Source organism: Glaciimonas sp. GG7, assembly GCF_052976905.1.
The window spans coordinates 1-17,274 of record NZ_JBRIIQ010000009.1 but is presented as its reverse complement, the minus strand read 5'-3'; the positions used below and the strand labels follow the sequence as shown (position 1 = coordinate 17,274).

Genomic DNA, 17,274 nt, shown 5'->3' with positions numbered 1-17,274 from the left:
ATTTTTGGTCATGCTTTTTCCACCTTCACCAAAAACGATTTGAATTCCGGGGTCTGAGAATTAGCGTCTCCGACCACTGGCGTGAGGGTATTAATCAGGTAGCCCTTCTTGGCTACACCGGTAAAGCCCCAATGCAACGGCAACCCGACCGTATGCGTTTTTTTGCCTTCAATCATTAATGACTTGATGCGTTTAGTGACCACCGCTTTAGCAATAATATGGCCGCGCTTGGAACTCACACGGACCTTATCGCCCGCCACTACGCCGACTTCTTGCGCCAATTCTTCGCCAATTTCGACGAATTGCTCGGGCTGAATAATCGCATTCAACTTAGCGTGCTTGGTCCAGAAGTGAAAATGCTCGGTCAAGCGATAACTGGTTGCTACATGCGGGAAATCCTCATGTTTACCCAGTTGTGCGCGGTCTTGCGGAAAAATACGCGCTGCCGGATTATTAATCGCCAGCGGATTTTTCGGATGCAACGGGTTGTAACCCAACGGATTTTCAAACGGCTCGTAATGCTCAGGGAAAGGACCTTCTGCCATCGCACCGCGTGCAAAGAATCGCGCCACGCCTTCGCCCAGCATGATGAATGGTCCCATCGCACCGGCTTCATTTTCTGGCGGTTCATCGGCTTTAAAGTCGGGTACATCGATCCCGCTCCACGCCGCGCCATTCCAACCGATGAGCTTGCGTTTCGGATCGAACGGCTTGCCCTTGACGTCAGCTGACGCACGGTTGTACAACACCCGGCGATTCAACGGCCATGCCCAGGCCCAGTTCAGGGTCTGGCCGAGACCACTTGGATCGTTGTTATCCCGGCGCGCCATTTGATTACCAGCCTGCGTCCACGCTCCGCAAAAAATCCAGCAACCGGAGGTCGTTGTTCCATCGTCGCGCAGCATCGCAAAGGACGGCAATTGCTCGCCTTTTTTGGCGATCACTTTGGTCGCATCTTTAGGATCGAACACGTCGCTCAAGGCCTGCCCGTTAAATTCCTTGGCCAGTTCTTCCGGCGTCGGACTCTCAGGGTTGAAGTACTTCCACGTCAAGTTCACAATCGGATCCGGAAACTTGCCGCCCTCTTCCTTGTACATTTTGCGCATACGCAGAAAAATGCCCGACATGATATCCAGATCGCTACGTGCCTGACCCGGTGGTTCCGAGCCCTGCCAATGCCATTGCAACCAGCGCGCTGAGCTCACTAGCGAACCGCGCTCTTCCGCGAAACAGGTTGTCGGCAGACGGAATACTTCGGTCTGAATCTGTTTAGGATCGACGTCATGAAACTCGCCATGCGGCTTCCAGAACTCGGCCGTTTCTACTTGCAGTGGATCCATCACCACCAGCCATTTCAGCTTGGATAACGCTTCGGTGACCTTCTGCTTATTCGGCACCGACGCCAGCATGTTGAAGCCCTGCGCGATATACCCGTTCATCTTGCCCTGATGCATCATGTCCACCACGCGCAGCAAGTCGTACTGCTTGTCGAGCTTAGGCAGATAATCGTAGCCCCAATTGTTCTCTTTGGTCGCCGCATCGCCCCACCAGGTTTTCATCAAACTGACATGAAAAGCGCGGTAGTTTTTCCAATAGCTGAGCTGGTTCGGACGCAAAGGCTTAGTCGCACGCGCTGCGATATAGCCCTCGAAATCTTGCTCCTTCTCACCCGGCAGCGTCATATAGCCCGGCAGCAAGTTGGACATCAGCCCCAGGTCGGTCAGACCCTGAATATTCGAGTGACCGCGCAACGCATTCATGCCGCCGCCTGCGATCCCGATATTGCCCAGCAACAGTTGCACCATCGCACCGGTACGAATAATCTGCGCGCCGATCGAATGATGGGTCCAGCCCAAGGCGTACAGAATCGTTCCCGCACGTTCAGGACTAGCGGTTGAGGCCATCGCTTCGGCAACTTTATGGAACTTCGCCGGCGGCACGCCGCAGACGCGCTCCACCAATTCAGGCGTGTAGCGTGAATAGTGCGTCTTCATCAGTTGATACACACAACGCGGATGCTGCAAAGTCGGGTCCACTTTGGCAAAGCCATCGCTACCCATCTCGTAATCCCAGCTGCTCTTGTCGGGATAGCCGCCAGCCTTTTCGTCATAGCCGGAATACAAGCCATCCTTGAAGCCAAATTCTTCCCGCACGATAAACGGCATGTCCGTGTAATTGCGGACATATTCATGCTGAATTTTGTCGTTGGTCAGCAAATAATTGATGACGGCGCCCAAAAATACGATATCCGAGCCAGTCCGGATCGGCACATGAAAGTCAGCAACCGAGGCGGTCCGCGTAAAGCGCGGATCAACCACAATGAGCTTGGCTTTGTTATGGGCCTTCGCTTCCGTTACCCATTTAAATCCGCACGGGTGTGCTTCAGCGGCATTGCCGCCCATCACCAGAATCACATCGGCATTCTTGATGTCGACCCAATGATTCGTCATCGCACCACGGCCAAACGTCGGGGCAAGACCTGCCACCGTCGGTCCGTGTCAAACGCGCGCCTGATTATCGAACGCCAGCATCCCCATACTGCGGATGGTTTTATGCGTCAGATAGCCAACTTCGTTGCTGGCAGCCGACGCCGCCAGCATGCCGGTCGTCAACCAGCGATTGACGGTAGCGCCCTGTTCATTTTTTTCAATGAAGTTGGCATCGCGATCGTCTTTCATCAAGCGGGAAATTTTGCTTAGCGCTGTATCCCACGAGATTTTTTGCCATTTGTCGTCGCCCGGGGCACGATATTCCGGTGCCAGCAAACGGTTGGGACTATGGATAAAGTCGATCAGGCTTGCGCCCTTTGGACACAACGTGCCGCGATTGACCGGATGGTCCGGATCGCCCTCGATGTGAATGATGCTGGCAGAGGCGTTTTTCGCGCCGTCACCAAGTCCGTACATCAAAATCCCGCAACCGACCGAGCAGTAGGGGCAAGTGTTACGGGTTTCTGTTGTGCGCAACAGTTTGTATTGGCGGACTTCTGCAAGCGCGTTGATTGGCGCAAAGCCAAGCAAAGCCAGGCTGGAGCCAGCCAACGTCGAGCCAGTGACTTTCAGAAACTGGCGTCTGGACAGTTGAACCATGGGTTTGTCCTCACATGAACGTATAAAAAATGGAAAACCGGGAATACAGTGAAAGGTCTGACTCACTGCCTGGGCGTCTCGGCGCAAATAACAAAATGGCTGGGCGTAATTTTGGTCTCTTCTTGCGTACGCATAACTAAGAAAAATCGCCTAATCGAGGGATATCGATGGATTTTTCTGTGGTTACTATGTTCTCATATATTGAGATATCGCATATTCATTGCCCTAGAAATAAAAATATTGCATATATCGTTATTCATAAAACGCATTACATCTCCGGCAGATAGTCCCATACCAACAAGCGTTATGTAATGCGTAATAACCCGTAGGCCATGCGCAATCCTTGAAACAACAAAGCCGAAGAACATTGTTCATTCGGCTGTGCATACTTGATGCTGGAACGATGTTGCGTAAGTCCTAAAAGAATAAAAAAATCCCTGCCTTGATCACATCAGGGCAGGGATTTTTTATGATTGGTTATTTCTACATGCGTAGCTTTAGGTAACTTATTAATATCACTACGATCCTGACTTTGGGGTAGCGGCTCTATGCGGACGTTTGACGTTCAGGTCGTCGATTAGTAATAGAATAATATTTTTTATTATAATTCGTGTGATTGCTGGTGGTTTTTGCAGCTATGAACACCTCCCTATTGAGACACGACAGCGGCAAACAATCTGGAATCCTGTTACGAAAATATTCAGTTATCTCGATTCACCGGTGCCGGAAATGGCAGATTGTTTGGCGCATAATGCGCAGCATCAAGCGTCAGCCCGGCATGCACCAAGCCCCCCTGCTGGCGCAACGCTACCGCCGTATGGATAGCCATACCGGATGGAAATGCGCGGGGTTCGTGGATGTCTGGGAAGAGCAATTCCTCAATCGGCTCCAAGTGTCCTTTAGCGCACGCATCGGGCAAATAGAGATCCGGTTGTTCAGCATTGAACAACACACCAATATCTGGGTGTTGCAGCTCATCAAAAAACCATTTCAGCGGTACGTCCGACAACGCATGGTCGTCATTGCCGCCACCGATATCGGTATGCACGCCCGCAAACAAGCGCTGTTTGACATTCTTTGTTTCGTCCCAAAGGGTAGGCGTAAAAGCCTTGCGCGGCTCATCAATTGCGACCGCATGCAGGCCAAGTTTTACTTTAGGGCTAAGGACATTGCTGGCAAAGTTAAACGAATCGACTTTTTTACCTTTGAAGCCATACAACGGTATCCCCATTGCGCCAACGGTGTCCCAGACAGCAACTGCGGTGATCTCACTGACGGCTACGAATGCGCTAGTCGGGAGAGCCGATGATGAAAAAAAATAGCGATAATTGATGACGCTATCGATCCAGTCCAACAGGCGGGAAATGACGGTAGTATCGGATTTTTTCCGGTAGCGTAACCAGGCCTTGACCGCGTTATCGTATTTGGCACTACCTGCATCGCAGCTTTCTGTGGCCAATGCAGGGGTCAATAGTCCTTCGGAGGCGATCAATCCTGCCAGCGCGCGCACAGTGTAGGCACCGCGGCTAAAGCCGACCAGGACAATCCGGTCACCGACTTTGTAATGCTCAGAAATATAGTTATAGCCGTTTGCAATGCGTGCAACGACGCCGATGCCAAACATGCCATCGACAACTTTATCGGCGAATTCTGCGCCATCACCCACCCCGTGAACATACTTTGCGATTTGAGTCGGTGCAGCCAGGGGCTGGTTGGAGCGCTCCATTTCATAGGGGCTCGATGTGATGGTTTCTCCCTCCAGCCATTCGAAGAGCATAGAGACGTTGGTAAGGCTATTGCCAGAATTTTCTTGTGCTACGCCATTGACCGGCACGCCTGCACTGATGTGATCAATATTAACCAACTTGCCATCTGCGCTGCCCCAGGTGCCATCTGCGCAAAAAATGATCGTCTTTGCCATCATTTCCTTCTTATTTATATAGTTTACTACTTAAAGAAAAATCGACGCAATTCTATGCATTCAGCTATTTTTGAAACGGCATATTTGGGGGATTTTTAATCCGTACAGACCGAACTCTAAAGAGCTGGCCAGCTATATACAAGTATTGTTACGGTAACAATTAGGTTATCGAAAACGTAACATCAATGAGATAAAAAGAGGCATCTGGACTTGGTTTCCTCGATGCAAAGTATTTTTGTTCGTCACATTTTATTACTACGTAGTGACGACTGAGAGGGGTGTTGCAGGTGTGCTGCTTTTGTAAAGCCCACATTACTCTCGCATTACTCTATAGCGCTCGTGCGATGAAGCCGAAGAACATCGTTCATTCGGCTTCATTTACTGCGTACATCTATGCGTCTGATAAAGCCCCAATTAATGACGTCTTCCCACTAATGCATTGTTATCGTATCAATCGCCAGGAGGGAGGGGGCAATTTGCCGCCTTAAGTTGTTGCACGATATCCATACCGTCATAGGTCCCATTAAATCCACCCTTCGCCTGATAGCCAGCAAGGTTGTACTCGGCAAGTGCTGCGTCGTACTCAATTTGAATAAGTGCACACTCAGTAAGCTGCACGATGGGGGGAATCGGGCCAGGTCGTGCCATTGCCCCCTGAGAAAATGCGAACGTTGCTAGTGCGATCACTGCCGCTGCTTTGATTTTCATTATTGACACCCTATAGAAATATAATTAGTCATTAAACATCTCAAGTTAACAGCCAATATTTTTTCAACATTCACCGCTAACACGGTATCGAGCACCTAAACCATCATCAATTTCCTCGTTAAACCGACAAACGGAGAAGCGCCTCTGGACTACGTTTTCGACACGGTTAAATACTAATTCTTTAAAAAAATATTTCTATAGAGAAACAACACTAACTCTATTACCTCCTATATATTTTTTTCTGACTGGATTCACCGATAGATAATATGCGGCTTTTCAAAACTGCATTCTTTGACAGAATTTGCTCACAAGAACAATGACAAAATCGATTAATCCGGGGTTTTACCATGCTTCAACATAAAAAATTATTACGTTCTTTGTCACTCTCTTTGTATTACGTGTGTGCATCATGGGCTGCATATTGCCTGCCTGTGAGTGCATTTGCTGACGATGTAATGACAAACCGTACCGAACCGATATTGAAAAGTGACGTGTTGGATGACGATTGGAGCGTGCATGGGCAGTTCACCTACGTCAATCAAGGGCATCCCAGGTTGACCGCCCCCTACAGTGGGCCAAACAGCATGACGCCAGCTGCTCAGCAAGCCAGCACTGCCGACGCCACCCTATTTCTGGGGCGACGTCTATGGTCGGGGGCGCAATTCTGGCTCAATCCTGAATACGATCAGGGTTACGGCCTCAGCAATACCCTCGGTATGGCAGGCTTCCCTAGCGGAGAAGCCTACAAGGTCGGCCAAAATGTCCCTTATCTGCGTTTTCCGCGCGCCTTCATCCGGCAAGTCATTTCTCTCGATGGTGAAGCACAAACAGTCGAAGCCAGCACTAACCAATTTGCTGACAACTACAGTGCCAACAATGTCGTGATCACGGTCGGCAGGTTTTCTGTTGTCGATATTTTCGACACCAACGCCTATGCGCATGACCCCCGCTCCAATTTCTTGAACTGGTCCATCATCGAAGCCGGTACTTTCGATTATGCGGCTGACTCCTGGGGCTTCACCAACGGCGCGACGGTTGAGTGGAATCAGGATAGCTGGACCTTGCGCGGCGGGGTATTTCAGATGTCTGATGTGCCCAATGCCAAAGTCGCCGGCTTCCATCCTCATCAGCATAGTTACGTAACAGAACTCGAACGCCGGTATCAATGGAGCGACCATCCGGGCAAAGTCAAGTTGATGGCTTTTCTCAATCAAGGCGATATGGGTACCTACAGCGATGCCACCAACCTTGCTGCAGCGACCGGCAGCGCCCCCAATACTGCGCTGGTGCGTCGCCAAAACTCAAATCCTGGTGTGAGCCTCAATGTTGAGCAGGAACTGACCCACGATCTCGGTGCATTTCTACGCATGGGCGTCAACGGCGGCAAGCAGGAAGCGTATGAGTTTTCCGATATCCATCGTACGGTTTCCGGCGGCCTGTCCCTGCGCGGCGGCAGTTGGGGCAGAGCCGCCGACACCGTTGGTCTCGGCGCTGCGATCAACGGTTTATCTTCCTCTGCCAAAGCCTATTTCGCAGCGGGCGGCAATGGCATCCTGATCGGCGACGGTCAGCTGCATTACGGATGCGAAAAAATTGTCGAAGCGTATTACTCGGTTGCCGTGAGCAAGGATGTGAAACTCACGTTCGACTATCAGCATGTGACTAATCCCGCATACAACAGGGACCGTGGCCCGTTTCCGATCTATTCGCTACGTATGCATGCAGAACTCTAATAAAAAGTCGTGTTAGCAACACTCTGCCCTCGCAGTGGGTCATACGCACGAATAGAGATGCCGATATATAAATCACAATGTTGACCTACTTAAAGCTATATCACTTGGGATATCCTTGCTTACCAGGACTTTATATATTTTTATTTGGTATAGATATTCATAAATGAATTCAAAATAAATATAAAAAGCCCCACCCTGATCACACATCAGAGTGGGGCTTTTTTATTTAAGGTCGCATTATTATTTATATGTCGTTACATCGCCTGGCCGCACAGCCCGGGCGTCTGGTCTGAACAAATATGCGCCCTTACTTATAGGCTTGTTGCTTTAGGTAGCTTATTAATACCACTACGCTCCTGACTTTGAAGCAAAGGTTCTATAACGACCTTATGGCCTATGACCATATATACCATTTGATATTCAACAGCTTGTTCCAACGATACTCTTTCCGCATCCGAAAGCTTATTTTTTCTCACAGCCAGTGCGAGTTTTTTTAATCTGCTAACAACTTCATCTGCGGCTACCTGAAAGGCTTTTATCGTATCTTGAATGGCTGGATTAGTGACATCCGCTACATCATCATCTGCTACATCCCTGATTTCTTGAAGCTCTGCAGGAGTTGTTTCATTATCTGCATTTATTTTTTGAATATACAATTCCAATGATTCATTTGTAGAACTAATCGCAAGCGTCATAATAAATCTCTTTCTTAATGGAATTAAATAATTTCTATATGGCGCAAATGAAAATATCAATACATATATTTGCCACCGATATAGCAGCGTCGATACATATGAGAATAAATTATATTAATAAAAACTATCAAAGTTACTCTGATTTGTACTCTTCACTGTATTCATCATAATTCCATAATAATTCCGTGTGGAAATAATTTAATAGAGCAATAACAATATAGAAATAAGCAAGCCTGCATCATTGTTTAGAGTAGGCGCCCCGACGCAGACAGTACGATTGGTCGGCAAGGAGAGGCGACGACGTATAAACGATTATGCAGGCTTGCTTAAAATCTGACCTTTCGTTGGCATTGCTAAATAGAGCATTAATGCACCACGCTATTAATAATAGCTCTGGCTACGCGATGTTAGCCAAGGTGGTCAAAAAACTAGCACACCACCAATGCACGTCATGTTCTTTAATCCGGCGCAGCAACGCTGCATGACGCGTAATGCGTTCTTCCAGAGGCATCTGTAAAGCCTGCGCGATCACTTGCGCGGTGCGTTCAATGTCATAGGGATTGACCAGCAATGCTTCCTTGAGTTGTTCGGCAGCGCCCGCAAAGCGTGACAGCACTAGTACGCCTGGGTCGGCAGGGTCTTGCGCGGCGATGAACTCTTTCGCGACCAGATTCATACCATCGCGCAAAGGCGTGACCAAGGCGACTCGGCTTGCGCGATACAGGCCGGGCAAGCGTTTGCGCGACACCGTGCGGTGGATGTAGCGAATCGGCATCCAGTCCAGATCGCCATAATCGCCGTTAATCGCGCCGCACAGATTTTCTAATTCAGTGCGTATCCTGGCGTAGGCCTCCACATCCTCTCGGCTGGGCGAAGCTATCTGGATCAGCGTTGCACTTTTGCGCGTCTCTGGATAGCGCTCAAGCAGCTCACGGAAAGTACGAATACGTTGCGGCAGGCCTTTGGAGTAATCCAGCCTGTCGACGCCGATGAGCAATTGGCGGCGTGAATATTCTTCCCGCAATCGCGTAAACATTTGCATGCTTTCTTTGCTCTCGGCCAGACGGATAAAGGCATCGACGTCGATACCGATTGGAAACGCCCCCGCCAGCACCGTGCGATCAAAGGCCCGGTAACGCCCGTCGGGCAAGACCTCGGCCCGGGCTTCACTTTGGACGTAATGCGAAAAATTGAGCAAATCGGCTTCGCTCTGAAAGCCCAGCAGATCATAGGCAAACAGCGTGCGCATCAACCATTCCTGATGCGGGATGGCCGCCATGATTAAAGGCGGCGGCATCGGAATATGCAGAAAAAATCCAATGCGATTGCGGCATCCCATTGCCCGTAAGCAGGCCGCTAGCGGGATCAGGTGATAGTCATGAATCCAGATTTGATCGTCCGGTTGCAACAACGGCAGCAACTTACGCGCAAAGAGTTCGTTGACCCGACGGTAGCCTTCGGCAAAACCGGGTTCGTAATTACCCAGGTCAAGCCGGTAATGAAACACCGGCCACAGCACGTCATTGGCGTAGCCAAGGTAATACGCATCGTGATCCTTGCGACATAAATCCACTGTTACCAATGTGACATTTCCAGCCTCTTGTGTATGGAGGCGGCCTTCGCCGGGCGTGCCGCCATCGGCTTCTTCGACAATAGTCCCACTCCAGCCAAACCAGAGTGCGCCGGTTTTTTTCATACTCTCGCCGAGTGCAACAGCCAGGCCCCCGGCGGCAGGCTTACGTGGATCGGCAACGCGGTTTGAAACGATAACGAGACGTGACATGGATTCCTTTTTATTGTTAATTTCAAATGTTACGTATCCTGCTCGCCCCGACCGCAAGCGAAAAACCAAGTAATTAAATCGCTGTATCCCAAGGCGCAGACAGCCGCACAGCACAGTTAATCAATCCGACCATCGAATACGTCTGCGGAAAATTTCCCCACATTTCGCCAGTGACAGGATGTGTATCTTCAGACAGCAAGCCGAGATGATTACGCGCCTTGAGCATGGTCTCGAAAATAGCGCGGGCTTCCTTTTTACGGCCAATTCGCGCCAGCGCATCGATACGCCAGAAGGTACAAATGTTGAACGTGGTTTCGGGCTTGCCGAAATCATCCGGGGCTTCATAACGGCGCATATACGGGCCGTCGCACAGCGATTTCTCCAGCGCCGCGACCGTGGCAATAAAGCGCGGATCGGTGGGCTCAATAAAATTCACTTCCACCATCAACAACACGCTAGCGTCCAGATCGTGCCCGCCCAGACTGGCGGTAAACGCCTGCCGCTCCTCACTCCACGACTCACGCAACAAGAATTCACGAATGGTATGTGCCCGCCCCTCCCAATGCACGGCACGCTCACCCAAGCCCAGCGTATGCGCAATTTTGGCGAGCCGGTCACAGGCGGCCCAGCTCATTAACACTGACGAAGTGTGGACTCTTGCGCGTGAGCGTAGCTCCCACATTCCGGCGTCCGGTTGGTCATAGAGCCGAAACGCCTGATCGCCTACTGCTTCGAGCGTAGTGAATTCAGCAACCCCCGCCCGATGCAACAAACGGTGATCGAGAAACGCCTGCGTCGCGCCCAAAATGACATTGCCGTAGACGTCATGCTGATAATGTTCCTGCGCCTGATTGCCCACCCGCACCGGCGTGTTGTCCCGATAACCGGGCAGATGCGCCATGGTTGACTCGGGCAGCGACTCTTCCAGCCCAATCCCATACAACGGCTGAATGTGCCCGCCTTTGGAACGCACCACGACGTTGGTGAGCCAGCGCATGTAATCCTCCATGGTGCCGACTTCGGCCAAACTATTGAGGGCGCGCACCACAAAGAAAGCATCCCGTAACCAGCAATAACGATAATCCCAATTACGTCCGCTGCCGGGCGCTTCGGGGATACTGGTCGTCATGGCGGCAATGATCGCGCCGGTATCCTCATATAACGACATTTTTAGCGTAATCGCCGCCCGAATGACCACGTCTTGCCACTCCAACGGAACGGCAAGACGACGACTCCAGGCACGCCAATAGCCGATGGTTTCTTTCTCAAATCGGTGGGCGGTATCGCTAATGCCATCAGCCAGCGTCTCATCCGGGCCGAGCATGAAATTGGTGGTTTTATCCAACATAAAAAATGACTCGGTCAGCAAATAGCTCAGCGAAGCATCGGTGTTGAGCCGCAACGTATCGGACGGGCCGACATAGCGAATATGATGGCTACCTTGCGTGATGGTCGGAATCTGCCGTCCCCAGTCAAAACGTGGTCGCAGCCGCACACGAATGCGGATGGCGCTGTGCAGCGGACGTACCCGGCGAATCAGCATCAGCGGACGAAACATCCGATCCCGACTCATAAAGCGCGGGGCAAAATCGGTAATTTCTATTCCCCTGCCATCGGTATCAAATAAGCGGGTATGCAGCACGGCGGTATTCGGATTATAAAATTGCTCGCTACGGGCAAAGTTTTCGACTTCAATGCTCCACAAACCGCCGTTCTCAGAATCATCGAGCAACGCATTAAAGACCGGATCACCATCAAACCGCGGCAAACAACACCAGACCATTTTGCCCATCCGATCAATCAGTGCGCTAAATGCACAATTGCCGATGACACCGCAATCGAGCGAGGCGGCATTCGGGGTAGGACGCGTAATGGGGGGAACTGACTCGGTAAACGTATTGGGCATATCAAGATCCTTTAGCGAAGGGTAAAGTGTCGGCCGGATGCGCTTGTTGCGCTTGTTGCACCCATCGTGAGAGTTCAGCACGCAATGCCTGCGGTGAGGCGACCCGAGCATGGGCAACACTTGCGCCCTTGCCGATCTTGACCCCTATGCCACCAACTTGCTGCACATAATCAAAGCCAGCCTCATCGGTCGTATCGTCACCGGCAAATACCGGGCGCGCACCGACAAACGGCGGCTCTGCCAGAAAATCACGAATGGCCGTGCCTTTGGTGACGTTGGCCGGTTTGGCCTCTATCACCATTTTTCCAAACAACAAAACGATGCCGGGATAGGTTCCAAGGGCCGCTTGCATCGCCGTTTTACACAACGCTTCAAGCGCCGGTGCCTGACGATAATGGAGCGCAACCGCCCCCCGTTTTTGTTCAACAATTACACCGGGATGAATAGCCGCCAATTGCACCGCGCAGGTTTCCAGCGCAGAAAACACGGTGGCAAAGTGGTCATCCGGATAAGCGAAATAGTGCGTCACACCCTCAGCATTGCGCCTCTCCATCCCATGCACACCGGCCACAGGCAAGATCAATGGCGCGAGCATAGCGTCAATCTGCGCAATCTGACGACCTGTCACAATTGCCAGACGCCCTTCCAACAAAGTATGGACAGCGCGCAGGGACGCGATTAATTCAAAGGGAATAACGACTTCATCTGGCCTGGCGGCCAAATCAACTAGCGTACCGTCGAAGTCGAGGAAAAGAGCACAGTCATGGTCATCAAGCGGGAAAAATTGCTCAGCAGATGGTGCCTCTGCAGGTTGTGCGTTCTTCATCTTGGGATAACTCCAATCATAAGATTATTCAACAACATAAGAAAAATCTGTATAGAGCTATCTCTATCTTATAGGAGGTAGGGCAATCGCGCTGTGCATCCAGTTAAGTAAGGCCGCATAATCGTTTATACCTCGTTGCCTCTCATGGCCGTACAGTCGTACTGTCTGCGTCGGGGCGCCTGGTCTAAACAATGATGAGGCCTAACCTACGTGCATTTCATGCGTAGCCTTGAGTGACAAAAAATCTTTTCTTGCATTCTTGCAAGATGCGATTTTTTGCCGTGTCAGTCCAGACTAAACCCCTCAGATAAGTTCATCATCGAGCATGCTGTCTCCCGTCCCATACAACGTACTCTGCACACTTGCAGCACGCAGTCCGGCATCCAGAGCCTGCCCAAGGACAACGATGTTCCCATCCTCCATCATCGATTGATGCGTACCAGGCACAGGCACCAAGCGTAGCTGTGCTTCCGATAAAATCAATTCCCAACCACGACGAGGCCCATAGGCTGCATCACTTTCAGCGCTATACAGATGCACCGGAATACTAATCGGCTGGGCGACATAATCGTCAAACGCTCTGATGAGGACACGAATACGCGCCATCACTGCCGGGATCTCCTGATCAGAGGATGACAACAAAAATACAGGTGCGATCCCGTATTTCCTTGCCGTCTTTACCAGGGTTACAACATCCACCTCCGCTGCTGCCAGTGTTATTTTTTCGAACGCTAGCTTCAAGGTACAAGCTTCGTTAAGTCCCGGTTTTATCAAGTCCAATAGCAGGTTTTTATCATCCACAGTCGAAATATATTTGCTCCCAAAGTAGATTGCCGTATCAAACAGGCCCAAAAATTCTACTTGCTCGCCATCACCGATCAGCTGCTGCGCAACTTCATACGCCAGCACACCGCCAAAAGACCAGCCCGCCAAACGATAAGGACCCTTGGTCTGTACGCGTCGTATCAATCCCACCATCCGTTGCGCCATACTGTGCATAGTGGTGAATTGCTGTGTCTGAGAAAACGGCACCGGCGGCAGGCCATAGATGGGGATATCGGTGTCGATGCATGCGGCCAACGCATGCGCGTACAGCAGCAGCCCCGCCCCTTCATGCATTAAAAACAGAGGCTGTTTTGTTCCACCAACGCGTATCAGTATCGGCAACCGATCTTCTTCTTGCAGACCGGCCTGCGCAATTCTTTCTGCCAAAGTAGCGACAGTTGGATACATGAATACATCGCTCGCTGAGATCAGCATGTGCTGCTGCTTAAGCAAGTTCACTACCTGCAATGTCGATAAGGAATGTCCTCCCAGCGCGAAGAAATTATCGTGACGACCGATGCGTTCGGTCTGTAACAATTCCGACCAGATCGCCGCCAGCGTGATTTCTGTTTCGCTTTCCGGTGCAACATACCCACTTAAAGCGTAAGCAGCACCATCGGGCGCAGGCAGGCTTTTGCGGTCTAGCTTGCCGTTGGCCGTCAGCGGCAATGCTGCCAGCGTGACATACGCCGCTGGCACCATGTAATCGGGCAGATTTACACTCAAATGCGTACGTAGGGTTGTGGCATCGATCTCTGTATTGACAACGATATACGCCACCAATCGCTGGTCACCGGGAATGTCTTCCCGTGCCATCACTACCGCCTCACAGACCCCGGGATGCGCCACCAGTTGCGTTTCAATCTCGCCCAATTCAATCCGAAAACCGCGAATTTTGACCTGGAAATCATTGCGGCCCAGATACACTAAATTGCCGTCCGATTGCCAGCGCGCCAGGTCGCCCGTTTTGTACAAACGTGCGTCAGACTGAGACGAGAACGGATCAGGAACGAAGCGTTTCTCAGTCAGTTCTCGCTGATTCAAATACCCACGCGCCACCTGCACCCCGCCAATGTGCAACTCGCCCGCGACACCGACCGGAGTCGGTTCACCTTGGGCGTCGAGAATGTAAATACGGGTGTTCGCAATCGGTTTGCCAATCGGGATCGTCGTCCCGGTTGCTCCCGCCACGCAAGTCCAGGCAGTGACATCCACCGCTGCTTCACTAGGGCCGTACAGATTATGCAAACGGGCGTGCGGCAATTGCGCATGAAAACTGTGCACCAGTGATGCCGGTAAAGCCTCGCCGCCGGACATGACACGGGTGAGACTGGTGCAGCTTGCCACGTCGTCATGCCCGATAAAGACCTGCAGCATCGATGGCACGAAATGTAGCGTAGTCACACCAGCGCTACGAATGAGCTCACTCAAGTAACGCAGATCTTTGTGGCCGTCCTGCCGGGCCATCACCAGTTTTGCGCCCGCCATCAACGGCCAAAATATCTCGCTCACAGCATCGTCGAAACTGAACGATGTTTTTTGTAACGCTACGTCGTGTTGATCCATGCCGTAAGACTGCTGTACCGATAACATGCGGTTGACGATGCCGCGATGTTCGTTAAGCACTCCCTTGGGCATGCCAGTTGAGCCTGAGGTGTAGATCACATACGCCAGATCCGATGACGTGAGATGGCTGCTGTCAGGATTCTCGCTCGGGTACGCACGCCAACTCGGCGCGTGCAAATCGAGTACCGGTACGTCCGGCGCTATCGTTGCCCTCGCCTGCTCCCAGCCGCCGGCAATCCCGGCTTGCATTATCACCCCACTTAGGACCACACGCGGGGCGCTGTCCCTTAACATATGCACCAGTCGCTCGGCCGGATACGCCGGGTCCAGCGGCACATACCCTGCACCGGATTTTAATATCGCCAGCACACCGACCACCATCGCCAGACCACGATCGACACAAATCACCACCCGATCGTCTGGCACGACGCCTGACTCACGCAGGTAATGTGCCAACTGATTGGCCTGATGATTCAGTTCGGCATAGTTCAACTGTTCTGCACCAGATACGACTGCTACCGCGTGCGGCGTCTTCATGGCCTGTTCTTCAACCAGTTGATGCAGCAGATATGCGCGTTCCGGGTAGATCACTTGCGTCGCGTTCCAACTGGTCACGAGCTGATGCCGTTCGGCAGCACTCAGGATCGGCAAGCATGCGATCTGCTGCGCATCATCCTCCACCATCGCCGCCAACAAACACTGCCAATACCCCAGATACCGTTCTATCGTGCGGCGCTCGAACAAGGCCGTTGCATATTCCAACGTACCACTAATGACATCCTCTGATTCGCCCAGCGTCAAGGTCAGATCAAACTTGGCCGTCACTTGCGCCAACGGTACGGGCGTCAACGTCAACCCCTCCAAACTGAGCTGGCCTTGCGCTACGTTCTCCCAGGCAAACATGACCTGAAACAACGGGCTATGCGCCATGCTGCGTACCGGCTGCGTATGTTCTACCACTTGCTCGAACGGGATGTCCTGATGCTGTTGCGCTGCCAGTGATTGCTGTTTCACTTGGGCTAACAGCATCGCCACCGTCGCCTGTTCCGGCAGACGGATTCTCAGCGCGAGCGTGTTGACAAATAAGCCGATCAGTCCTTCGACCTCTTGCTGGGTACGGTTCGCCGTCGGCGTGCCGATGACAACATCGTCCTGCCCCGCCAACCGCCCCAACAACATCGCCCAACTCGAGAGCAGCGTCATGTGTAGGGTGGTGCCGTGGCGTTGGCTCAACACCTTCAACTTATGCGTCAGCGCGGCGTCCAGCGTCGTCTCGATAGAAGCACCAGCGTAGTCCTGCTGTGACGGACGCGGATGATCGGTCGGCACTTCCAGCAAGCTCGGCGCGTCTGCCAGCGCGTCTCTCCAATACGCCGTCTGTTGCTCCAGCACCGCGCCGCACATCCAGCGCCGTTGCCATGCTGCATAGTCGGGATACTGCACGCTCAGGGCTGGCAACGGATCATGCTGGCCTTGCCGGTAGGCGTTATAGAGCGCACTCATTTCATTAAACAACACGCCCATCGACCAACCGTCTGACACAATATGGTGCAGCGTGATCAACAACGTGTGTTGCGTGGCACTCTCCTGCAACAGACGCGCCCGAATCAGCCGACCATGGACCAGATCGAACGGCGTTACGGCTTCTTCAGCGACTATCCGTTCCCGTTCGATATCGCGCTCAGGATGGTGGCGTAAGTCGTGTTCCAGCAACTGGAAATGACTGACATCTGCCGCTGTGACGTGCTGTACGGTGTGGCCGTCTTTCTCCGTAAAATGAGTACGCAGCGCTTCGTGCCGGAATACCAGCCGCTCAAGTGTCTGCCTCAAGGCGACCCGGTCGAGGTGACCATTTAGTTGCAAGCCCACCGGAATGTGATATGCCTGACCGACTCCACCCATTTGCTCCAGAAACCATAGGCGTTGCTGGGCGAACGATAGCAGTTCACGTTCGGCTCCTGTCGTAGCTGTCAATAGCGGTCGTGTGCTCACGCCGCTCTTTAACAACTCTGCCGAAAATGCAGCCAATACCGGTTGCGCAAACAAGGTACTTAACGCCACTTCAATACCGAATGTTTTTCTCAAGCGTGACATCAGTTGCATCGCCAACAGCGAATGCCCGCCCAACGCGAAGAAATTATCGTGACGACCGATGCGTTCGGTCTGCAACAATTCCGACCAGATCGCCGCCAGCGTGATTTCTGTTTCGCTTTCCGGTGCAA

The 17,274-nt window shown here is 52.0% G+C and carries 9 protein-coding genes; 1 reads left to right on the top strand and 8 read right to left on the bottom strand.

What is annotated here, in order from left to right:
* Positions 1 to 8: 8 nt before the first annotated feature.
* The 3 genes from fdnG to ACVBEF_RS04145 all read right to left on the bottom strand — a co-directional run bounded on the left by fdnG (position 9) and on the right by ACVBEF_RS04145 (position 5,718).
* Positions 9 to 3,089 carry a formate dehydrogenase-N subunit alpha gene (gene fdnG, locus ACVBEF_RS04155; RefSeq protein ID WP_447122687.1) on the bottom strand — a complete coding sequence of 1,027 codons (3,081 nt, stop codon included), beginning with the start codon at positions 3,087 to 3,089 and terminating at the stop codon, positions 9 to 11.
* Between the two features lie 700 nt (positions 3,090 to 3,789).
* Positions 3,790 to 5,010, bottom strand: a complete 1,221-nt coding sequence (locus ACVBEF_RS04150; RefSeq protein ID WP_447122686.1) for a DUF2235 domain-containing protein — start codon at positions 5,008 to 5,010, stop codon at positions 3,790 to 3,792.
* A 450-nt stretch (positions 5,011 to 5,460) separates the two neighbouring features.
* Positions 5,461 to 5,718, bottom strand: a complete 258-nt coding sequence (locus ACVBEF_RS04145) for a hypothetical protein (protein WP_447122685.1) — start codon at positions 5,716 to 5,718, stop codon at positions 5,461 to 5,463.
* Between the two features lie 455 nt (positions 5,719 to 6,173).
* Between ACVBEF_RS04145 and ACVBEF_RS04140 the strand changes: the two genes are divergently transcribed.
* Positions 6,174 to 7,451, top strand: coding sequence for a carbohydrate porin (locus ACVBEF_RS04140; RefSeq protein WP_447122684.1), 1,278 nt, complete (start codon positions 6,174 to 6,176; stop codon positions 7,449 to 7,451).
* Positions 7,452 to 7,762: 311 nt separating this feature from the next.
* Here ACVBEF_RS04140 and ACVBEF_RS04135 read toward each other — a convergent pair whose 3' ends face one another.
* The 5 genes from ACVBEF_RS04135 to ACVBEF_RS04115 all read right to left on the bottom strand — a co-directional run.
* Positions 7,763 to 8,146: a hypothetical protein gene (locus tag ACVBEF_RS04135; RefSeq protein WP_447122683.1), complete on the bottom strand. Its 384-nt coding sequence runs from the start codon at positions 8,144 to 8,146 to the stop codon at positions 7,763 to 7,765.
* 397 nt (positions 8,147 to 8,543) lie between these two features.
* Positions 8,544 to 9,929, bottom strand: coding sequence for an alpha,alpha-trehalose-phosphate synthase (UDP-forming) (gene otsA, locus ACVBEF_RS04130; RefSeq protein WP_447122682.1), 1,386 nt, complete (start codon positions 9,927 to 9,929; stop codon positions 8,544 to 8,546).
* 73 nt (positions 9,930 to 10,002) lie between these two features.
* Positions 10,003 to 11,835: a glycoside hydrolase family 15 protein gene (locus ACVBEF_RS04125; protein ID WP_447122681.1), complete on the bottom strand. Its 1,833-nt coding sequence runs from the start codon at positions 11,833 to 11,835 to the stop codon at positions 10,003 to 10,005.
* 1 nt (position 11,836) lies between these two features.
* Positions 11,837 to 12,661 carry a trehalose-phosphatase gene (gene otsB, locus ACVBEF_RS04120; protein WP_447122680.1) on the bottom strand — a complete coding sequence of 275 codons (825 nt, stop codon included), beginning with the start codon at positions 12,659 to 12,661 and terminating at the stop codon, positions 11,837 to 11,839.
* 303 nt (positions 12,662 to 12,964) lie between these two features.
* Positions 12,965 to 17,274: amino acid adenylation domain-containing protein (locus ACVBEF_RS04115; protein ID WP_447122679.1), on the bottom strand; the 4,310-nt coding region annotated here is incomplete at its 5' end.